This is a genomic window from Exiguobacterium sp. 8A, from assembly GCF_902506275.1.
Taxonomy (GTDB): Bacteria; Bacillota; Bacilli; order Exiguobacteriales; family Exiguobacteriaceae; genus Exiguobacterium; species Exiguobacterium profundum.
The window spans coordinates 1-20682 of record NZ_LR733630.1 but is presented as its reverse complement, the minus strand read 5'-3'; the positions used below and the strand labels follow the sequence as shown (position 1 = coordinate 20682).

General features: G+C 42.2%; 21 protein-coding genes. 6 read left to right on the top strand and 15 right to left on the bottom strand.

What is annotated here, in order from left to right; translation table 11 throughout:
- Nucleotides 1-14: 14 nt before the first annotated feature.
- From GVY42_RS00105 to GVY42_RS00085, 5 genes are all read right to left on the bottom strand, one after another.
- Entirely contained in the window at nucleotides 15-1688 is a 1674-nt protein-coding gene (locus GVY42_RS00105) for an AMP-binding protein (protein WP_159561955.1), read from the bottom strand.
- Between the two features lie 136 nt (nucleotides 1689-1824).
- Nucleotides 1825-2289 (bottom strand): DUF4825 domain-containing protein, encoded by a 465-nt coding sequence (locus GVY42_RS00100; RefSeq protein ID WP_015881085.1) that lies wholly within the window; start codon nucleotides 2287-2289, stop codon nucleotides 1825-1827.
- Nucleotides 2290-2301: 12 nt separating this feature from the next.
- The gene (locus GVY42_RS00095) at nucleotides 2302-3432 is read right to left on the bottom strand and encodes an ABC transporter permease subunit (RefSeq protein WP_159561954.1); all 1131 of its coding nucleotides are present in this window, start codon (nucleotides 3430-3432) and stop codon (nucleotides 2302-2304) included.
- Nucleotides 3422-4303, bottom strand: a complete 882-nt coding sequence (locus GVY42_RS00090; protein WP_159561953.1) for an ABC transporter ATP-binding protein — start codon at nucleotides 4301-4303, stop codon at nucleotides 3422-3424. The genes GVY42_RS00095 and GVY42_RS00090 overlap by 11 nt, the downstream gene beginning before the upstream one ends.
- A complete protein-coding gene (locus GVY42_RS00085; RefSeq protein WP_074037561.1) occupies nucleotides 4290-4679 on the bottom strand; it encodes a GntR family transcriptional regulator in 390 nt (129 codons plus the stop codon). The genes GVY42_RS00090 and GVY42_RS00085 overlap by 14 nt, the downstream gene beginning before the upstream one ends.
- Before the next feature lie 180 nt (nucleotides 4680-4859).
- On the opposite strand from GVY42_RS00085, the gene GVY42_RS00080 reads away from it, so the two are divergent.
- From GVY42_RS00080 to GVY42_RS00055, 6 genes are all read left to right on the top strand, one after another.
- The gene (locus GVY42_RS00080) at nucleotides 4860-5627 is read left to right on the top strand and encodes a hypothetical protein (protein ID WP_159561952.1); all 768 of its coding nucleotides are present in this window, start codon (nucleotides 4860-4862) and stop codon (nucleotides 5625-5627) included.
- A 104-nt stretch (nucleotides 5628-5731) separates the two neighbouring features.
- The gene (locus GVY42_RS00075) at nucleotides 5732-6142 is read left to right on the top strand and encodes a MarR family winged helix-turn-helix transcriptional regulator (protein WP_159561951.1); all 411 of its coding nucleotides are present in this window, start codon (nucleotides 5732-5734) and stop codon (nucleotides 6140-6142) included.
- Between the two features lie 23 nt (nucleotides 6143-6165).
- Complete coding sequence (locus GVY42_RS00070; protein WP_159561950.1) at nucleotides 6166-6804, top strand: nitroreductase family protein; 639 nt, start codon at nucleotides 6166-6168, stop codon at nucleotides 6802-6804.
- A 27-nt stretch (nucleotides 6805-6831) separates the two neighbouring features.
- Nucleotides 6832-7116, top strand: a complete 285-nt coding sequence (locus GVY42_RS00065) for a putative quinol monooxygenase (protein ID WP_026826548.1) — start codon at nucleotides 6832-6834, stop codon at nucleotides 7114-7116.
- 1 nt (nucleotide 7117) lies between these two features.
- Entirely contained in the window at nucleotides 7118-7480 is a 363-nt protein-coding gene (locus GVY42_RS00060; protein WP_159561949.1) for a DUF1304 domain-containing protein, read from the top strand.
- 79 nt (nucleotides 7481-7559) lie between these two features.
- Nucleotides 7560-7838 carry a CPCC family cysteine-rich protein gene (locus tag GVY42_RS00055; RefSeq protein WP_159561948.1) on the top strand — a complete coding sequence of 93 codons (279 nt, stop codon included), beginning with the start codon at nucleotides 7560-7562 and terminating at the stop codon, nucleotides 7836-7838.
- Nucleotides 7839-7870: 32 nt separating this feature from the next.
- Here the strand turns inward: GVY42_RS00055 and GVY42_RS00050 are convergent, their stop codons facing one another.
- The 10 genes from GVY42_RS00050 to GVY42_RS00005 form a co-directional block, all read right to left on the bottom strand.
- Complete coding sequence (locus GVY42_RS00050) at nucleotides 7871-8302, bottom strand: stage III sporulation protein AH (protein ID WP_236548904.1); 432 nt, start codon at nucleotides 8300-8302, stop codon at nucleotides 7871-7873.
- 13 nt (nucleotides 8303-8315) lie between these two features.
- Nucleotides 8316-8678, bottom strand: coding sequence for a hypothetical protein (locus GVY42_RS00045; RefSeq protein ID WP_159561947.1), 363 nt, complete (start codon nucleotides 8676-8678; stop codon nucleotides 8316-8318).
- 90 nt (nucleotides 8679-8768) lie between these two features.
- A complete protein-coding gene (locus GVY42_RS00040) occupies nucleotides 8769-10307 on the bottom strand; it encodes a hypothetical protein (protein ID WP_159561946.1) in 1539 nt (512 codons plus the stop codon).
- Between the two features lie 128 nt (nucleotides 10308-10435).
- A complete protein-coding gene (locus GVY42_RS00035) occupies nucleotides 10436-10693 on the bottom strand; it encodes a hypothetical protein (RefSeq protein WP_026826554.1) in 258 nt (85 codons plus the stop codon).
- A 48-nt stretch (nucleotides 10694-10741) separates the two neighbouring features.
- Nucleotides 10742-13105, bottom strand: a complete 2364-nt coding sequence (locus GVY42_RS00030; protein WP_159561945.1) for a DEAD/DEAH box helicase family protein — start codon at nucleotides 13103-13105, stop codon at nucleotides 10742-10744.
- Nucleotides 13098-13427 (bottom strand): nucleoside triphosphate pyrophosphohydrolase, encoded by a 330-nt coding sequence (locus tag GVY42_RS00025; protein WP_159561944.1) that lies wholly within the window; start codon nucleotides 13425-13427, stop codon nucleotides 13098-13100. Before GVY42_RS00025 ends, GVY42_RS00030 begins: the two co-directional genes overlap by 8 nt.
- Before the next feature lie 1099 nt (nucleotides 13428-14526).
- Complete coding sequence (locus GVY42_RS00020) at nucleotides 14527-16200, bottom strand: DUF6119 family protein (RefSeq protein ID WP_159561943.1); 1674 nt, start codon at nucleotides 16198-16200, stop codon at nucleotides 14527-14529.
- Between the two features lie 165 nt (nucleotides 16201-16365).
- Nucleotides 16366-17715 (bottom strand): hypothetical protein, encoded by a 1350-nt coding sequence (locus GVY42_RS00015; protein ID WP_236548903.1) that lies wholly within the window; start codon nucleotides 17713-17715, stop codon nucleotides 16366-16368.
- On the bottom strand, nucleotides 17708-19681 hold the full coding sequence (locus GVY42_RS00010; protein ID WP_159561942.1) for an ATP-binding protein: 1974 nt from the start codon (nucleotides 19679-19681) through the stop codon (nucleotides 17708-17710). Before GVY42_RS00010 ends, GVY42_RS00015 begins: the two co-directional genes overlap by 8 nt.
- Nucleotides 19682-19695: 14 nt before the next feature.
- The gene (locus GVY42_RS00005; protein WP_236548902.1) at nucleotides 19696-20505 is read right to left on the bottom strand and encodes a Dam family site-specific DNA-(adenine-N6)-methyltransferase; all 810 of its coding nucleotides are present in this window, start codon (nucleotides 20503-20505) and stop codon (nucleotides 19696-19698) included.
- Nucleotides 20506-20682 lie beyond the last annotated feature (177 nt).

The following is a 20682-nucleotide window of genomic DNA, read 5'->3' as shown; positions in this document are numbered from 1 at the left end:
GCGTACGCTTGGTGTCAACTGCTTTGTTTCACTTGTTTGGCCTTCTCTTCGTCGACGAGGACACGGCGTAAAATCTTACCGACGAACGTCTTCGGCAACTCGTCGCGGAACTCATACAACTTCGGCACTTTATAGGCCGCAAGCTTCTCACGACAATGTTTGTCGAGTTCTTCTTCCGTCACACTCGAGCCATCGCGAAGGACGATAAACGCTTTGACCGTCTCACCCCGATATGGATCTGGGACACCGATACAGACCGCTTCCTTCACGGCCGGATGTTCGTAGAGGACTTCTTCGATTTCACGCGGATAGACATTAAAGCCACCTGCGATGATCATGTCCTTCTTCCGGTCGACAATATAGAAGAACCCGTCCTCGCCCATGTAGCCGAGGTCACCGGTTGCGAGCCACCCATCTTTCAAGACGGCTGCCGTTTCCTCCGGTTTCTGCCAGTAGCCTTTCATGACTTGTGGACCGCTCAGCATGATCTCCCCGATTTCACCGATGTCCGCCTCTGTTTCTCCGTCTGCTTTTACTATTTTAGCAGAAGTATCCGATAACGGGGCACCGATTGAGCCAACAATCCGTTTATCCCACAAGAAGTTCGCATGCGTGACCGGCGACGTCTCAGACAAACCGTACCCTTCGACAATGCGACCACCCGTGATCTTCTCAAACTCCTCTTGCACTTCGATCGGAAGCGGAGCCGAACCCGAGATACATGCCTCGATCGAAGACAAATCGTACTTCTTCAGTTTCGGGTCGTTCAAGATTCCGACATACATCGTTGGTGCGCCCGGGAAGAAGTGTGGCTTTTTCTTCTGAATCGTCTTCAAGACATCCGTCACTTCGAAACGTGGTACGAGGACGAGCTCATAGCCGTTCGTGACCCCGAAGTTCAGACAGCACGACATCCCATAGACGTGGAAGAACGGTACGACACACAAGACGCGTTTCTCGTCCCCACGATTATACTTATAGAATAAGTTCGTGATTTGATCCGCGTTCGCCGTCAAGTTGAAGTGGGTCAACATGACGCCTTTCGGAAGTCCCGTCGTCCCCCCAGTGTATTGAAGAACGGCGACATCTTCTTTCGGTTCGATGTCGAGTGGCGTGATAGGGTTAAAGTCTTTATAATTTTTGAACGGCGTCGATCCGGTCGTATCGATGACGATATTGTTCTCACGTTTCACTTTGATTGGATACAGTTTGTTTTTCGGGAATGGTAAGTAATCAGCGATACTCGTCGTGATCACGGTTTGAATCTCCGTCTTCTCACTGACGCGAAGCGTTTTCGGATATAACAGATCGAGGGTGATGACGATTTTGACACCTGCGTCCGTGACGAGGTTTTCTAGCTCACGTTCCGTATAGAGTGGGTTCGTCTGGACGACCGTCCCTCCTGCATAGAGTACGGCATAGAACGAGATGACGTATTGAGGACAGTTTGGAAGCATGAGGCTGACTCGGTCGCCTTTTTCAAGCCCTTTCGCTTGAAGCATCGTTCCGAGTCGACGTGCGGCATCATCGATTTCCGCGAATGTCCACTCCTTTCCGATAAAGGAGACGGCCGTACGATTTGGATAATCCTTTGCTGCGCGAGACAACGCCTCATAGAGCGGCTTTACCTCATAATCGATTGACTGGGGCATTCCTTCTGGGTAATCTTGTAACCACGGTTTGTTCATCGCTGTTCCTCCTTGGAAATGAATACTCATTCAGTTAACCCAATTATAATGCTAAGAAAACGCTTTCATCTACCCTTTACCCGATAATTTTCAGAAAATATCAAAAAAAGCGATTGGATTTGTCATCCAATCGCTGTCATACCCGCCTAAAATAGGAATCTTTCGAATCCAGTTTTTCAAGCTTCTGATTCATGAGTTGTTGCAATTCTTTTTCATGACGAATATTTGAGAAGTCAGTCCCGAACCATGCCTCCATTTCAGGTCGAGAGAAGGCATAGGTCCGGTTCGGGAAAGCAAAACGGACGATTTCGGCGTTCGGGATGAGGGTGAAATAGGCAGCCGCATTCCGAATCGCCAGATGTTCTTGTTCCGCTCGTTCCATACCCGGGTCTTCGTAACGGACGGTCAACCCATAAGGACGCTTCTTCGTCTGCAGTTCGACCGATCGATAGCATTCATGTAGCGGCAAACTTCCGGCAATGCCGACGACGGCTGCATTGTCCCCGACTTTCGCCCCTTTGTATTCAAAGGCGTCCGGTTCCGGGTTCATACATCCTGCCAGTGAGATGACGAGTACGAGCAACAGACAGAAGCGTTTCATAGGTGTCCCTCCTTACGATTTGAGTCTCAAGTTGAAGCGGTAAAGCAAACGCTTAGCGAGTAAGTGTGCTAAGAACGCTCCGATCACAAAGCCTACGATGTACAACATACTGTTCGCTTGATACGTGAATGTCGTGAACACAATTCCTGTGAACATCGCGATACATCCAACGATGATAATGTGGACGAGCCATAACCAGTTGTTGAACATGAAGAAACGACCGTTGTTTTCTTGTGGTGCACGATTGTACATCCAAGCTCCTAACCATAATGACAAGACGATAAAGACGATAGACGATGGAATGCTAATCGTGACGAACTCTTGCCAATACTGATCGGATCGAATGTATTCATATAAAGATAAATTCATCAAGTTACCGAGTGGTGAGATGGCTTGAATAAATACACTTTCATAAGCTGAATCGATTAACCAACCCAACGCATCACCTCGACCAGTCAGCGAGTAAGCTGATCCTTGAATCAATGCGAGAATTCCTAACGGGAAAATCAAGGCGACAAACGACCACACTGATTGAGAAATCGATTCCCCACCGAACGATCCCATCCATAAAGCCAACGAGAATAACGAGATCCCAATCAAGGCGACATACAGGACGATCACGATCGATTTAAATACGGTCCCTTCTAATAAGAAGGAATAACGGGAAGTGGCGACCAATGCAAACATCGCGATACTTCCTAACAGCGTGGACATGATAATCCCACTTGCCCCCAACACCCATTTTGATATGTACAGCTGGGTGCGGGTGAAGGGGAGCGACATCGAAAAGTCCGACATTTGACTGTTTCGTTCGGCACCAATGAGCGACGTGGCCATGAGCGCACTAAACACGACGAATAAGAATACAACTGGTCCTACCGGAATGACATCACCTATGTCACCAAGATAGAAAGCTAAACTCGAATCAGGGTCGAAGAAGGACTCAACCGTCAGGCGATCTCGTTCTTCAAACGGGATCCCGTAATCTACAGAATTCGCTCGTGCATCTTTAATCTGCTCATCAAACTGTTCGAATTGTGTCCAAGCCGGCACAGTGAAGGCGACGACGCCTAAGAAGACGAGCAGCATCCAAAGCAACGACACTTGTTTCCAATCTTTCTTTAACAATACTTTAGACAACATGGGCTTCTCCTCCTAACTGGACACGGAAGACGTCTTCAAGAGACATCGGAATCTCTTCGATGAGCATCGGATTATATGAATCGATGAACGTTTCGAGCTCTTCCGTCCGTTCTTTCGCCATGAATAGCACGACACGTCCCGTCACGCTGATGATTTCGATATCTTTTCGTTCGAGCAGTTCGACCGGGACATGGTCGTTGAAGACGACTTGCCACTTGATGCTGAGGGCACGTGCCTCTTCGAGTGACAAGATCGCTTTGACACGTCCATTCTCAATCATGATGATGCGGTCAGCGATGCGTTCGAGTTCATGGAGTTGGTGACTTGAGACGATGATCGAGCAGTTCCGATTCTCGACTTGGGCAATCATCAGTTTTAACACATCGGATTTGGCGACGACATCAAGTCCGTCCGTCGGTTCGTCGAGCAGGTAGTACTTCGCTTGGACGGCGAAGGCGAGTGATAACGTCACGAGTGCCTTTTGTCCTTTAGAAAGCTGGCGGATCTTTTTGTTGTCGATGTTGTATCGTGTCAATGTCTCACGGAAGACGGTACGGTTGAAGGATGGATAGATCGATTCATACAGGTCCGTCGCCTCGTTCACCGTATAATTTTTGAGCGCATCGGCTGAATCCGGTACGAAGATGACGTCACGCTTCAATCCCGCATTTTTAAAGATACTTTTCGAACCATAGAGCACGTCGCCCATATCTGGGCGAATGATGCCGACCATCGTGCGGAGAAGCGTTGTCTTACCGGCACCGTTACGTCCGACGAGCGCAATGATTTCTCCAGATTCGACCGTAAAGTCGATGCCATCGAGTATCGTTTGACGGTCAATTTTTTTACTTAACTGTTCAACTTTCAGCATTGGATTTCCCTACTTTCTCATATTCCGTTCGCAATACGTCAATGGCTTCGTCTAACGGCACGTTCGCATAGTGGCAATCGATCGCAATCTTTTTGATCGAGGCGATGACCGGCTCACGTGCCGCATCATCGTCCACCCAGTCCTCGGAGACGAACGTCCCACGTCCACGTCGCATCTCGAGCAGCCCGAGCCGTTCCAACTCCTGATACGCCTTACTGACCGTATTCGGATTGATGACGAGATCGGTGGCGAGTTCACGCACGGACATCACCTTATCTCCTGGTCGTAAAATTCCACGGATAACAAGTTCTTTCGTTTGATTGACGATTTGCTCGTATAGCGGTTCTGAACTTTTCATATCGATTTTGTATAACATGGGTCACACCCTCTCATAATCAATGTTACTCTTTAAGTGTATTATATGTATTAGTACACGCAATTACAATAGTTCTTTGAGGGCACTTTTAGTTTACAGCGAAATGGAAATGATTTGAATAAGACTTTGGACCGAGGTATTCTCCTTCAATATCAGGTAGATTGAACGAGAGGTGACGAAATGATCAGAAAACGAATCATAGCAGGTATGGCAGTCGGGCTTCTCGCTGGCGGGCTCTTCGTATATACGACGCATGAAAAGTCAGAGGCACGGGAGACATACAACGCGTATGTGAAGGAAACGTACAATGAACAACCCGACATCAAGCTATCACGCGACTGGCATATGGGAGGTTATACCGGAGAAGTGACATTGACGAAGGAACCGTTCGCTGGCACTTATTTTCTCGTGACGTACAGTGACGGCTCCATCCACGATAACGTGCTCGAGACATATTGGGAACGCGAGGCAGAGCGGACGATTCACGAACGGCTCGTGTCGGAAGGAATCCTAAAAGAGGAAGAGACTGTCCGTGCGGAGGTGCCGATTGGCGTGTCCGATGATGTGCAAGCGAACATCTCCCCGACCCCGACGTCCATTTATGAAACAAATCCGAAGACGTATCTCGACGTCTCGATCATGTTTCATGAAGACTGGAACAATACGGACGAACAGAAACAACGGATTCTCGACGTCATGCGCGAAGTGGAATCCGATGTCTATTGGATTCACTTCTCGTTCGACGGAAAGCCTGGAGGAAATGACGATTACACAGAACGGTACATGATGTTCACGCGCAAAGCGTCTGACATCGACCCATCCTTCCTCGACGTGCGGACGATTGAGGACTTGAATGCCTACGACCGAATGTATGGATTCGACGAGACGACATTCACGACAGAATATCGATTTGATGGCACCCCTATCGAAGAAGAGACGACACAATAATCCGGTGTCGTCTTTTTTGAGCGTTTGACTTTACAGGCAATCCAAAACGTTGTATCGTTTGACAAGTCAACGATTGATAAGTCAATTGAGAAAGGTGGGACGCAATGGACCTACGTGAAATCAGCCGATTACTTTACCAAATCAAGTTGGCGGAACAAAACGTCGCATCGTCGTTCGAACGGGAAACGGGCTTCAGCCTGACCCGCTACGAGATGTTACAAGTCGTCAAAGAACGAGGCGTTTGTTCGCAACGCGTGATTAAAGAAGAGATGAAAATCGACAATGCTGCCATCACCCGACATTTGAAAATCCTTGAAGAGAAAGGGTATGTCGTCAGAGAGCGGAACGCGGAGAACCATCGCGAGATGTTCGTCCGTGTGACAGAGAAAGCAGAGCAAGACCTCGGGCACTGCGAGCGAGACGAACGGGCCAACCATCTCGTCTTACAAGCCTTGTCCGCTGAAGAGATTCAACACTTATCCGGGCTGCTTCAAAAATTGAACAGTCACGCCTAAACAGAGAAAGAAGGAATTCACCAATGGCAACTACATTCGAAAACAATACATTTACAGACGTCATGTTCGGTCGTAAATCAATCCGTGTCTATGACGAGAACGTGAAAATCTCACAAGAAGAAATGCTCGAGATGATTCAAGAAGCAACGACTGCCCCATCATCGGTCAACATGCAACCATGGCGCTTCGTCGTCATCGAGAGCCCAGAAGCGAAAGAGACGCTCAAACCACTCATCCGTTTCAACACACGTCAAAACGATTCGTCTGCAGCGATGCTCCTCATCTTCGGAGACATGGAGTGCTACGAGTACGGCGAACAAATCTACGATCAAGCGGTCGCAGAAGGTAAAATGCCACAAGAAGTGCGTGATCAACAGCTCGGCGCAATCATCCCTTACTACAAAAACCTCTCGAAACAAGAGATGAACGACATCGTGAAGATCGATGCGAGTCTCGCTGCGATGCAATTCATGCTCACAGCACGTGCACACGGCTATGACACGAACCCAATCGGTGGTTTCGAGAAAGACCAACTCGCAGAAGCGTTCGGTCTCGACAAAGACCGTTATGTACCAGTCATGATCTTGTCTGTTGGGAAAGCGGCAGAAGAAGGTTACCAATCTGTACGTCTTGACGCTCAAACGGTCACATCGTTCAAATAATTCACCACACAATCGGAGGAATCAACCATGATCTTAGTCAACGCCACATTCGATATCCAAGCATCACAACGCGAGAACTTCTTGCGTGACATCCAAGTCTTGATCGACTCATCAAAACAAGAAGCGGGCTGCGTCGGATATGACCTATACGAGTCAACGTCTGTCGAGAACCGTTTCGTCATGATCGAGAACTGGGAAGACCAAGCCGCTCTCGAGCAGCACAACCAAAACCCGGTCCTCATCAACTTCGCACAAAACGTGGCGAACTACGTGTCTGCAAAACCAGTGGTACAAGTAGCAGCGGTCAACTAATATGTCGACGCTCACCCTTGTGCTCGGAACGCTTGTCGTCATCGAATTCTTCTATATCTTCTATTTAGAGACGATTGCGACGGCATCCTCGTCGACGTCACGCGTCTTCCGTATGTCGAAAGACGAGCTAACGAGAGACTCGGTGTCGGTTTTGTTCAAAAATCAAGGCGTCTATAACGGATTGATTGGGGTCGGGCTCTTGTACGGACTCTATCTTTCCCCCAACCCGGTCGAGATTGTCACCATGATTCTGCTCTATATCATTCTCGTTGCCCTATATGGCAGTATCACGAGTGACAAGAAGATTATTCTGACACAAGGTGGGCTTGCCATCTTGACGTTGGTATCGATGTTTATTTTATGATAGAAAAAGCGTTCGACCTGGTGAAAAGGTCGGACGCTTTTTGCTTGTATCCTCTATACTAAATAGTGAGGTGATGATGGTGAGATACACATGCCCATGCTGTGGCTACCAGACGTTAGAAGAGGAACCTCCAGGCACATACGACATTTGTCGAATCTGCTTTTGGGAGAATGACGGGGTTCAATTCGACGATCCCGATTATGAAGGCGGTGCGAATACGGTGTCGCTTCGACAGGCTCAACAGAATTACATCCAATTTGGTGCGAGTGAACGGCTCTTTTGTGATGATGTCAGAAAACCGAATAAACACGACAGAAAAGACCCAGACTGGAGACCCTTCTCTAGCAAGTTGACTTAATACAAGGTCACCCATATAAGAGGTGACCTTAATCATTCATCTAATCTAAAATGCTCCCACATCTCTTCATCGACGACAAAGAACGATTCATGGGAGCATACCGCGAGCACGCACGTATCCCCCACATAAAACATCAAGTCTTCGGGAAGTTCCGGATGGATCCATCCGAACAATGAGCCACCATGCTCTTTTAGAAACTGTGCTGTCAGATAATTCATATGGAACGAATATAGATACGCCGTATCTCCTGACAATCTAGTCGTCTCCCATTCACTTACGATGGTTCGTTCCCTCAAATCCCAACGAATCTCTTCAGTCAGTACATCCATATACGCTAGACGCTCCTCTTCAATTTCCATTCGGCGTCTGTCTTCCACGAACGCAAAGTGAGTGCAGTGCTCAAGCAAAACATCGATGAGCGCCTCATAGCGATCTCCCTTTACATCTTGAGTGATCATCAGCATGCTCTCAAGCCCCCTATGGTGAAGTAACAAATATGCCTGTCTCTTCCATAACCTCGAACGAATCTTGATTCCATCTCACTTCAATCGTTCCGACTCGTTCGGGTTCTTCGACACTTCGGTATAATCCCCTTACCTCCATGTTGAAAGTGAAAAAGCCACTGGATTGTTTCATATACCCCTCTTCATTCACATATATATTCGTCTGATCCCCAATCAGGTTGAACGAATCACAGCTGTCATCTTCGCATTGTACCGAATACGTTTCCTCGAACCAGTGTACAAAGTCATCCATATCTGGACTAGTCGTATACAATGGTGCAATCCAAACTCTGGTTATAATCAACCCGATAAAACCGATGAATACCCATTTTCTCATATACTCTCCCCCGCTTTCACTATCCAAAGTCTACCATATCAAAATTATCAAATAAAAAACCGCCCTGACCGAAGTCAGAGCGGAGTTCAATTATAAGGCGAAAATCGCTGCAGATACACCGACGACACCGACGAGTGCCATCGCATATACTGGCACACGTGGCATTTCGCCATTGTTGTCGAGTGCTTTCCCGAACATGTAGAAGACGATCGGGTGCACGAGGAACGGCATCGAGAAGATGAGCGGGATGAGAAGCGATGCTTCCGTCCCGAACATACCGCCTTGAACCGCTGCGAACAAGCCGAAGTGCGAGATTGCTGACGATTGTGCCATCGTCGTGTAATCAAACGCAATCGTGCTGAACGTCAAGATGACGAGACCACCGAAGACGGCCATCATCTGCCATCCGAATGAGAACTGCATAAGGGCTTTGACTTCTTTAAAGTCTTCCCCGTTCGCCGCACGCAAGTTTTTCAACGCGAGCGCCGTGAGTGCGAGACCGACCAAGACGATGATCATCGTCGGCCAGATCCAGAGCGCGCCGTTGTCGGCACTGATCGCGAGGATCGAGAAGACGAAGATATGTCCGAAGAACGGGATGTTGATCATGATTGGCGCACGTTTTGCCGCCACTTGACCGAAGTCCCCAGCCGTACAAGCACCTGTGAGACCACTGTGTGAAAGTGACCCTGCCATACCTGGCGCGAGGTTACGGATGTGACCTGTGCGAGCGAACCACATGATGAGTGCGATCCCACCGAACATCCAGAACAACTGGCCGAAGAAACCGTACACGAGAATCGAGTTCATGCCTTCGATGGCGAACGCATCACCGATTCGTGAACCACCGACCATGAAGTTGGCAGCCAAGACGACCGGAATCCCTGCGAAGAGAAGCGCGCGGACAGTCGGTCCATACGTCCAGTTATGGAAGATGGCACCGAGTGCTGACGAAATCAACATCGCAAAGAAGATTTGCGGAAGTGCGATAATCGGCTGAACTGCTGTCGCAATCAGGAACGAGACGAACAAGATGACAAGCAAGAGGACTGTCTCGATGACACCTTTTTGCATGTATACTTTCTTGTCCTGAATCTGTGCTTTATGGTCGATGAGTAAGAACGACACCGCAAGACCGAGGAGTGCGAGGATTGGGTAGTAAAGCGCAATCCCTTCTGCCGTACCTGGCTCGATCGCCATCCGGAAGAACCCTTCCAAACCGACGAGCAAGAAGAATGAACGAAGGATGAAGATGAACTGCGTACGCCCTGTCCCGAGGAACATCTCTTCTTTAGAAGGAACGACGATGTCCTCCATGTCGAGCTCTTGCTTGCTCAAGATTTTACGAAGTTCTTGTCCGCCGACGAAGAACGAAACGACTAAGGCGATGATTGTCGTCCGTGACAAGAAGTCAACGAGCGGGAATTCAGGAAGACCCGGTGTCGCGATACCGAGCTCGACCATACCGAATCCGAGACCGAGACCGAAGATGACGATGACGAGGATCGGCGAGAAGCGCGTCCCAGCCACGACCATACGAGATAAAATGACCATTGGAATGACGAAGGCCATAAGCAACCAGAATTGGTTGATCAGTTGCATTTGAGATAATTGCTGTACAAGTTCCATTGACTAACCCCTAACATAATTTTTAGCACACAATATCGAAGTGTACAGGAATGAACATTGTGTGACAATAGGGTGTGATGTTTTGTAAACATTGAAAGCGGAACCAAGTGAAATTGGTCCCGCTTCCGTTAGTTATTGGATTGTCTGATGCCCCAAATGCCTTTATTTCCTGTGGAATAAAAGAGGTCCTCTTTCCCGGTAAAGCTCGCTGAATCGCTAGAATGCGCACGAATCTGTTTATTGACGTGCCCTTTCCAATCTTTATAGCGATCGAGCTCGAGTTGATAATACGATTTTTCGACATACGCATAAATGTCTTTCAAGGACGCCGTCCCACCGTGGTGTTGGAGGGCGAATTGGATTTTGCGTAGTAACAGGCGTTTCATATTACCCCACCTTTCTACTTTTTCTGTCAATATAAATAACTGAATTGATTAATCGTATGCTCGTTGTGCTTTCCGACTGAAGTAGTAATGTAACCGAACTTCTACAATCTGGTTCACCCATTCATAAACAATCGGATTGCGGAGCGCTTCATCGAATTCGATATGTAGGCTTTCATTTTCTACATAAAACGGTCCTCTGGCAATTTTATCGAATGGCATCCGTAACAACAATTTTCCAATTCGTTGTTGATGGAAAGGTTGTTGAAAGTCTTTCGTCTTTCCATCAATCTGTTGACGATAAGGCACGCTCGTCAAGTATTCATAGAACGGATAAGCTGCATCAGATGCTTTCAAAGGAGCGTACCACATTTGTTCTCCCCGCTCTAACATGACCGATAATACAACCATCTTATAACTTGTTGTCATTCTTGTATCTTCAACTTCATACAAGAGAGGATACATATTTTCAAAAACATTTAACTCACCGTCTGTTAACTCACCAATCTTCTTTAGAAAACCGAAGAAGCCACCAAAGTGCTTCCTTTCGGATTGATAAGCTTCCAATGAATATTCGCCTCGTTGGATTAGTTCTAGGTAGGTCGGTCGTCTCCCTAGCTCTTCCTTCACCATGAAATAATTTCGTTCTAATAATTGATGGCGTGTCGAGGAACGAGTCATCATTTTCTTCAAAAGATCGACAGTCTCTAAATCAAATTCGATTTTACACGAAGTAGGTAAGTTATTTGATGTTGGAACCTTCTTCAGTGAATCTGGACCGCCTGTCGTCAATAGCGCCAGTTTCTTATCAATGTTTTTATAGTTCCCAATCAAATCGATAATCGTACAATGCGTCTTTCCTTTTGATAGACGTAGCCCTCGTCCAATTTGTTGGGTGAATACTGTCAATGATTCAGTCGGACGACAGAACAATAGCGTATCGATTTCAGGAATATCTACACCTTCATTAAATAAATTCACTGCAAAAATGATGTCCAATTGTCCTTGCTTTAATTGGGCAATTACTTCCGTTCGATCATAATCGGCCTGACTATGAAGTGCTACCGCTTGTACTCCCTGCCTCCTGAAATAATCAGCCAAATATTCAGCTTGTATAACGGAAGAACAAAAGCCGAGTGCTCTCGATTGATGATGCTCTGACCAAGCTCTATAAATCTTCTCAGCAACACTTTCTTTTAACTGTTCTGCCAATAACTCTTCTTGATCGTAACGACGTCCATTGATCAGACGAATCTGAGAGTAGTCGATTTCATCATAGATTCCAACGTAATGAAACGGGGTTAAAAACGATTCTTCAATCGCTTCCGTAAAGTGCATCTGGAAGGCGACGTTATCATCACAAAGTGCATATACGTCTCCTCCGTCTAAACGGTCAGGCGTTGCAGTCAAACCGAGTAAGAACTTCGGTTGAAAATAATCTAGCACCCGACGGTAGGAAGGAGCAGCCGAATGATGGAACTCATCCACGATTATCAAATCGAATTGCTCCGGGTCATATTGCTCCATTCTTTGTTTCGAAGCTAACGTTTGAATCGAGGCGAACACGACGTCAGCAGTATCTTGATTTCTTGATTCACCACCGAGTAGTAACCCGGTCTTCCAGTCGGTCGCCACATTGAGGAATGACTTTTCTGCTTGTAACAAAAGTTCTCTTTGATGTGCGACGAAAAGGACACGTTTGAATTGTCGTGCAAAGAATGCACTCAAATACGTTTTCCCTAATCCTGTCGCCAAGACGAGCATCGCCTTTTTCCGACCTTCCGCCATCGTTTCTCGGAGTGCCAATAACGCTGCGTCTTGGACAGACGTCGGGGTAATCGAATCATCTTCTATGTAGACGGGAGAATGTTCAGCGACCTCCAATTCTTTCATTCGATCCTTTCGCGCTTCATACTCTTCGCGATAAGGCTGTAACGAGACTGGATTCATTATTTGCGCATATTCACTATAAAATAATTCATGGAACGCAGCGACTGACTCTTCAAACACTTCCTCTGATATATTCGAAGGAATTTCAACATTCCATTCCACTCCATGATTTAGTGCACTATGCGACAAGTTCGAGGAACCGACAAAAAATGTACTACTTTCCATTGTACGGAACAAATATGCCTTTGGATGGAACGACCTTCCCTTTGAACGGTACAGCCTGAGCTCGATATTCGGGATTTTAAGCAGCATATCCAGCGCATCAGGGTTGGTGAGATATAGGTAGTCCCCAACCAAGATTCTGATCTGAGCACCGCGTTCACCCGCTTTACTTAACGAAGCGGATAATTCTTTCACTCCCGACACTTGAGCAAACGCGACGACCATATAAATTTCAGTCGCCGCGTCTATGTGTTCTTGTAAAGGGATACCAAGATTGCTCGTATGGAGTCGTAAATCACTCATGATCTAGGACCTCTTCTAAAAATAGACCCTTCTCAAAACCGCCTCGTTTTTTGCGTTTCTCTTCACGAATTTGATTCAATTCATCAAAGTCTGCCCCATGCATGTTCCCAAGTGTATAGACCAACTCCAAAATATCAGCTAACTCTTCCAGCGACTCTTCATCAATATTTGTCTCTTCATACTCTTTGATTTCTTCATAAAGTTTCAATCGTGCTTGTTCGAAGTGCTCTGCTTGGCTTAGTTGCTTTACAATCGGTATTTTTCCTGATTCATGAATGATTTCAGGGATATGATCACGGATCAACTTATTAAATCTAGTCATGTTAAATACTCCTTTCCTCCTCTAATTGCATAACTTAGGTAAAATCAAACTAAATTAATTCCATAAATAATAACTTTATAATGTCAAATTACTTCAACGTATTTATTTATCTATGATGAATTATAAAATTAAGTACAGCATCCAAATGTGAACACAAAAAACCTATGACTCTTCTCTCGTGTAGAATGAGGTCACAAAAAATACATTCAGACAGAGGTAATCTCGTGAGCTATAGCCATCTCATCACCACGAAACATGTGAAATAGAGACCTACCAGAGCTCAAGATTATCCATCCGGTCGATTGGGTTTGGGCGACAGTCCTTGACAGTCTAGCGGGAAATCAGACGGAACTCCAGATACGAGTCAGAAAGTGCACAAGAACTCTATGTGAAGATGAAGACCAACTGTGGCGCAAATACGAAGCTTGACAACGTGATGCGCCGGACAATCCTTGAAAAGTTTTGTGGGACCTGGTCCCCGGAACAGATTATCGATCGTCTCTTCGATTACAGAATTGCCATCTTGACAACCTATCACTGGATTTATATGGGACAAATCGACACGCTCGTGAACGTATTCTGCCCAGAAAGGGAGACATCAAAAAAGCTGTCGAGATGTGCTGACGTGTCAACATTAAACTCCCAATCTCGAAACGTCCTCAGAGATCAAGTGGCGTCGAACGTTCGGGCACTGAGAGTTCGACATCGTCGTCTCAGGAGGAGAGAAATCGAAGGCATGTGTCGCGACGTTCATCGAGCGAAAAATCTGGTTATATCTCTTCCTGCCGATCAAAGACCATAATTCAGCCTCAATAGTGGGGCAATCAATTCGGTGCATGGCATGGCGCCTTTCTGAATTGCTACGACGGACCGAGGCAAGGAGTTCAGAGGTCACTAACTCATTTAAGAGACGCTCGGCGTGCCGATGTATTTCGCCGACTCGTACTCATCGTGACAACGGTGAAGCAACGAGGATGCCGACAGCTCCACCGCGAGTTTTTCCTGAAAGGAACAGACTTCACGAAAGTCGGGCATGACAAGCTTATAGATACGCTCGCCAAGATTAACGGGAGGTCGAAGAAGTGTTGCGCTTCAATTATTAATTTGATTTGCTAGTCAAATCATTTCTTAAATCTTGTGCAATAATAATTTTAGGATTATAATTTAAAGACCTAATTTTAGTTAACCACTCAATAATTTCAATCTTAAAGTATATAGATTTAATTTTTGATATATCTATTGTTCCATCTTTTCGAATGATACTTTGTATTTTTGTGATAAATAACATTGATATATTACTAACATTCAAAATATTGTACTCTTCTAGCACTTTCCTATTCATGTTATAAATATCAGCACTGTGCAGTGACTGTTTAATACAATAGCGCATTTCTGTTGTATTACCAATTTTTACATGTATTAAATCTTCTTCGTCTCTATTGTATAAATCTGCAAATTCAACACTCTTGAAACTTGAATGGTCATTCTTTCTATCCAATAACTCATAACCAAATTCATGTTCTAAATAAATATTATATGGATATTCAGCATATTTTACTTGGTCATAAGTTTGCGGACTTAACTTTTGAATTTTTCTTCCTTTTTTTAATACCGATGCATTTAAATTAAATTTCTCATCGTAAATAATAAAGTCATTGACTTTTGAGATTTCTCTGTTGATAAAATCCATATATGATTTGTTAAAGCTTGCCCACTTCCCTTTATAAAGACAAAAAGTTTTTCCTCGAAAGTCGATACTATAATCAATTAATTTCATTAAAAAAACTTTCGTTGTATTTTCTGTGTTTAACCTTATCGATACTTTTGAAATATCTTCACACTCTAGTGCCTCTAAAGCAGTTGCTAAGGAATCAATTGAAAAACTCTCCAACTCATAACTTTTCTTATATACTATTTCGATGTTATCATCATTTTCTGGGTTAATGAAAACCTCACCATTATCCTCCATAAAATATGATAATGAAACATTCGTTTCTTTCTTCAAAATTGAGTTTAGTAAACGTCGATTTAAATCTGAAATTAGCGGTAAATTATCTTCATTTTCTTTAATAAGAATCATACGTGATAACCCACCTACCGCACTCTCATTCCGCAGTAAATAATCTAATTCGTGAATAATATCTAATATTTCAGTTGGTTCATATGAATTAACACTCAGTCTTACTGATGTTCCAAATTTCATGTTATCGGAATATTTAGACAGTAAAAATCTAGAGTACTTCTCCTTAAGTTTAATTTTACTTACTACTAACTCATGACTTTCCCCAACTTCAGAAGAAACGAATGAATCTGCGTGATATTGAGTAAGCGCTCTACTTTTCGATTGATTCAAAAATCTAGCTGACTTCACTTCTATTGAATTATTATCATAAACTCTTTCAGCGATATTAAAACCAAAATCTAAATCAGCCGAAGTATTGACATAACTATGTCCTCTTCCGAGAGAAATAGCATATAGATTTCCGCCTAACTCTGTAATAATAACTCCATAAGCTGATTCTACTATCTTGCTTTGTTTTGAGTTATCGCCAAAATATTCGCCCCAATACTTTGCCCACTTAATCTCCGATGACTCTTCTCTATCTAATTTAAAGAAAAAGTCAACATGTACTTTTACTGATAGTTGCTCATTTTCAATAATTATTTTGCTCGTATGAACTTGCGTTTCACCTTTTCTTACCATTCCCTTTTCTTTTAACTCTCTGATCAAACTTTCTTTAGGAATTATTTGTTTATATATACTAAAATCCATTAACAATCCCCCTTGATTTTAAGTGGAATAAAGGTATGTACGAATCAAAAGTAGAAACAATTGTAAATTTAAGATTTTCAAACTATAAAAAGGTATCATTTGCTAAAATATACAAATGGCAAATGATACCCTTTTCTAATATTCATAAAATAAATGTGAGAAATACTATTTAGTGTTCTCCTCAAAAAACCTTTGAAGAATGCTTGAAGAAGGATAGCTTGACATTGATGCTATACCATTAGCTAATTCTATCGGAAAAAGAGCGCTAGTGTATCGATGGCTAATAATTTCAGGTAAAGTTTTTAGTATTCTTTCTAATCCGATCAAATCATTTTCATTTGGGCCATTCTCATTATTGACATAATGCCCCGTAGGAATATTTAATACTATACAAGTGTTAGGATCCGTTTTTACATAGATTTTCTCTCCCCAATTGGTTCTTTTCCCATACGAATTCATTAAATCGGGAGTTCTATAAACTTCATTTCTAATATACTGATGTGTCAATACAGAATAATAAATAGAGTCTCCTCTAGACATTGGCATTAATTCTTTAGAGATTTGACCAAGGTGATCGACAAATAAACCAGACTTTTCTTGACCAATTATATGAATTGGTCTATCTTCAGACTTAGCAAACTCTAAAAAGTTGCGAATGGAAGGAACTAGCTTAGAATATTGTCCTCTTAATGTAAGTGGTCCATCTTTAATAAATAAGGTATTCGTGACCAACTTTTTATCTTTATGGCTCCACAATAAACGAATCGCTGTAAATAACATAAGGTGTTCTACAATCATCATGTATGCTGAACTTACACTTTCTGGAGCAGTGTCCTCATTCATATCTAAGTGAAAGCCAATGATATCAGTTAAATAAACCACTCCTTTACAAACTTCACATATCTTAGTATCTTCATCTGGGTTGAGACCTGTAATCTTATTTTCACAATATGGACACTGAAAATTTGGAGAAACGATAGGTTGATCTCTCCATTTCTCATAGACTAACCATTTTAAAGTTTCAAAATAAGCACCTTTTTGATCAATTTTTAGTGAGTCTCTAACAATATGTCTTATAGCATTATAATTACTACCCATCGATGATTTGATGTTTCTAAGTGGAAATACTGTAGCATGATGAACTGCACTTTTTGACAAAATGTCTTTCAATAAAATTGGGTGAGGGTGTTCTTTATCAATTTTATCAAGCTTTGACTGTTCAATTGAGATTAATCCTGCCTTTACGAAAGCAACCTCCCTAGCAGGAGTTGCGTTCGAACTAACAGTTACATATGATCCATCCACTGCCCAAAATTGTCTTAAACTACTTACTGCCTCTAATTCAGCTTCATTCCAACCCTCTTTTTCACTTTGTGAAAGTTCATAAGAGTTCGATTCAAAATCTTTAATTAAAGATTTGACCCACTCACTTTCAACGACATCTAGATGTCCCAGTTTAGATGCATATTCAAACGGAGAATTAGATGTACTATTATATGCCATTAATTTATTCACCAACCTTAACTTCAAATTTATTTGCTTGAAGGGGAACAACAAATCTATGTGACATAGTTATCATTCTCATATACCCTGGGGTTTTTGATTTTTGAATATCTTCTTCGACACCTTTGAAAGCTGTTTGAACTTTTGATAATGCTCTTGTCTCATCACTTGAAGATAAATGACCTACAAAAAAATTCTCAGTTTGTGCTAATAGCTCTTTACTAATTGTGGATGGTGATTGAGTAGAATAAACCATTCCAATGTGAAATTTAGCCCCTTCTTTCGCAAATCTTGAATAGATTCCTGTATGATCATCAGTATTTGGTGGGAATAAATTGTGAGCCTCTTCAAAATATAGTTGAATAAATTTTCCACCTAACATATTGTTAATAAATTTTTGTTCTTGATGAGTAAAGACCGATTGTGAAATTAAATCAGAGAAGTAGCGTCTAATTTTATCAGAAGCATTCCCTAAGTCTAATATTACAGTTTTACCTTCATCTACAAATCCTAAAATTTCCTTAGTGAAGTTAGTAGCGTCCTTCGAGTGATATTGAATATAGTTTCTTAATATAATAGGACCACTTCCAGATTTAGGTTTAAAGAAAGCAATTAACGCCTCATCATCTGCATCTAAAAGAGGTTTGCCCGATGATGATTTTAAATTCGAGTTGCCGTTCTCTAAGATGTATGTTGCAAGTGCATCAATTTCTTCCACTAGACTTTGCATACTATTGGGTTGATTCGGTACTTTATCACCAAAAATCAATTTTCGATTACTTTCTGAAAACCCTGGGTTAAAATCGTATGTGTATCTAGTTTTCAACTTTAAGTCTTTTAGATTTTTATCTTCACATGAAAAACCTGCTTTTTTTAAAATCGCCCAAAAAAATTGCACTTTACGAATCATTCTTACTTTGTCCTTATTATCAGCCTCAATGATTTCTTCAATGGACGGAATAACTACACTGTTAAAGCTTTTTACATAATTTGCGTGTTGTTTATCTTGTTCTAGCAAAGTAGAAATAATATCCTTACATGAAGATGGACTCTCATAAAAATTCAAACGTAAATCTTTTGATTCAGTACCGGGACGTTTTGTTAACGCATACACAACACATTGTTCATTATATGCCGATCTAATGGAGGTATTTCCATCTTGTGGATTATCATTTGCGTATTCCCCATTAATATCAAAAATAATTTGACCTACATTATGGTCTTGTTGTGAAGATTTAATTACTGATTCAGCAATTAGTTTTACGATATTAGACTTTCCAAGTCGAGTCTTTCCAAACATCGCAGTTCTTGTTCCTTTAAAATCTTCTACTGATATTTTCACTTCTGGTTGTTGATTCATATCAGTAGTTAAAAGACATTCAGTAGTTCGTAAATTACCTAAAGGATATTGACCATTTCTTTTTACTAAACCATTTACTATCAAATCTAATATTTGTTGATTTGGTGAATATACTTGATAACGATGTGCACTTACTACATTATTTACATCTCCTGAGAATTCTAATTTCTTTGAATCAAAGGGGTTTTGATAAAACATCCCCATTACATCACAGTCTAAGGCTCCCCACTGAAGTTCACTTTGCGTCCACACATCTAGTTCCGGCATTGATTTCTTATGTAGTTCAAAATATGTCTGTTGGACATGATTACTTAAGGGCGTTGGCGAAACACCTGAAACCCTTAGTAAAGTAAAATGAACAGGTACACCTCGGAAATTATTAGGCACTAATATTAAAAATGATCCTCTAGGAATACCCCCTACCGCAATTTTATACGGGTCAGAGGTGATGATTTTAGCGGAATCGTAGTTTAACTCTAGAGTATAACCTACGAATTTCAAGTTTTCCACCTGTCTAGCTTCTTCAAATCGCTTTTGTTCCTCTAAGAAATTAGTTAAAACATTTAAAGGATTGTCACTAACCGAGGCACCGCTAATCAACTCTTCAATATTATTCATCAGTATTTCCCCCTTCAAAGATTACATGAAATTAAATATTCTTTATAATCACTTCTACTATTTTTATTTGCAGATATTGAACTATACCTAGACACATGTTGAATGTTAAAGCCCGCTGACTCGTACAATTGTCTTATAGATGGATGCGCTGCGTTTGTCAGTAAGATCTTTACACCCCTATTTTTAGCTTTAATCAAACACTTTGCCAATCTTTCTTGATCTTCCCATGAAAATAAAACTTCATTGTATTTAACAAAACCATTAGAGTTATGTCTTACAGTATATGGAGGATCTACAAAAACAAAATCTTGTTCTTTAGAGAGGTTAATAATTTTTTCAAAGTCACAGTTAAGTAATTCGACATTTTTTAATGAACTAGCAACATTTTGAAAATCATCGGTATCTAAAAGAACTTGAGTTTTCGATCCAATAGGTACATTGAATTCTCCTTTTCTATTAACTCGATAAATTCCATTAAAACAAGTTCGATTTAAATAAATCATCTTAGCTGCTCTTTCCTCTAAGGAATGATAGCTGGTTGATCTAATATCGTAATAGTAACTTGGACAATGCTTTTCGTGATGCTCTGATAAAAGAGTATAAACACTTTTCCATCTAGATTTTATTGCTTTATACGAATCTATTAAGTCTTTGTTTGTATCATTTAAAATTGCTTTTTCAGGCTGTAAATAGAAAAATACTGCCCCACTACCTAAAAAAGGTTCATAATAAGTGTTGTATTCTACAGGGAATAGATCATGATGTTGATTAATTAACCATCTTTTTCCTCCGGCCCATCTTAAAAAAGGTATTGCTTTAGTCATTATTTTCATCCTACTCATTTTTTGTATATTTTAACATGATTTACATTATGTTTCATTGTGATATTGCTGATTTTGAAGATATTTCACTCATGAAAAATTGGTTTTACTATGGAGACATAATAGCCATAAGTTTGTTTTAAAAGTGCACTATATCGGATTTTGGTTTTAGATAGTTAT

Coding starts and splice junctions, on each gene's coding strand:
- GVY42_RS00035 (WP_026826554.1), bottom strand. CDS start 10,693: ATGAAACGCCTGTTACTACGCAAAATCCAATTCGCCCTCCAACACCAC.
- GVY42_RS00070 (WP_159561950.1), top strand. CDS start 6,166: ATGGCAACTACATTCGAAAACAATACATTTACAGACGTCATGTTCGGT.
- GVY42_RS00020 (WP_159561943.1), bottom strand. CDS start 16,200: ATGGATTTTAGTATATATAAACAAATAATTCCTAAAGAAAGTTTGATC.
- GVY42_RS00005 (WP_236548902.1), bottom strand. CDS start 20,505: ATGACTAAAGCAATACCTTTTTTAAGATGGGCCGGAGGAAAAAGATGG.
- GVY42_RS00010 (WP_159561942.1), bottom strand. CDS start 19,681: ATGAATAATATTGAAGAGTTGATTAGCGGTGCCTCGGTTAGTGACAAT.
- GVY42_RS00105 (WP_159561955.1), bottom strand. CDS start 1,688: ATGAACAAACCGTGGTTACAAGATTACCCAGAAGGAATGCCCCAGTCA.
- GVY42_RS00045 (WP_159561947.1), bottom strand. CDS start 8,678: ATGAGAAAATGGGTATTCATCGGTTTTATCGGGTTGATTATAACCAGA.
- GVY42_RS00060 (WP_159561949.1), top strand. CDS start 7,118: ATGTCGACGCTCACCCTTGTGCTCGGAACGCTTGTCGTCATCGAATTC.
- GVY42_RS00090 (WP_159561953.1), bottom strand. CDS start 4,303: ATGCTGAAAGTTGAACAGTTAAGTAAAAAAATTGACCGTCAAACGATA.
- GVY42_RS00025 (WP_159561944.1), bottom strand. CDS start 13,427: ATGACTAGATTTAATAAGTTGATCCGTGATCATATCCCTGAAATCATT.
- GVY42_RS00080 (WP_159561952.1), top strand. CDS start 4,860: ATGATCAGAAAACGAATCATAGCAGGTATGGCAGTCGGGCTTCTCGCT.
- GVY42_RS00030 (WP_159561945.1), bottom strand. CDS start 13,105: ATGAGTGATTTACGACTCCATACGAGCAATCTTGGTATCCCTTTACAA.
- GVY42_RS00075 (WP_159561951.1), top strand. CDS start 5,732: ATGGACCTACGTGAAATCAGCCGATTACTTTACCAAATCAAGTTGGCG.
- GVY42_RS00050 (WP_236548904.1), bottom strand. CDS start 8,302: ATGCTGATGATCACTCAAGATGTAAAGGGAGATCGCTATGAGGCGCTC.
- GVY42_RS00040 (WP_159561946.1), bottom strand. CDS start 10,307: ATGGAACTTGTACAGCAATTATCTCAAATGCAACTGATCAACCAATTC.
- GVY42_RS00100 (WP_015881085.1), bottom strand. CDS start 2,289: ATGAAACGCTTCTGTCTGTTGCTCGTACTCGTCATCTCACTGGCAGGA.
- GVY42_RS00095 (WP_159561954.1), bottom strand. CDS start 3,432: ATGTTGTCTAAAGTATTGTTAAAGAAAGATTGGAAACAAGTGTCGTTG.
- GVY42_RS00085 (WP_074037561.1), bottom strand. CDS start 4,679: ATGTTATACAAAATCGATATGAAAAGTTCAGAACCGCTATACGAGCAA.
- GVY42_RS00065 (WP_026826548.1), top strand. CDS start 6,832: ATGATCTTAGTCAACGCCACATTCGATATCCAAGCATCACAACGCGAG.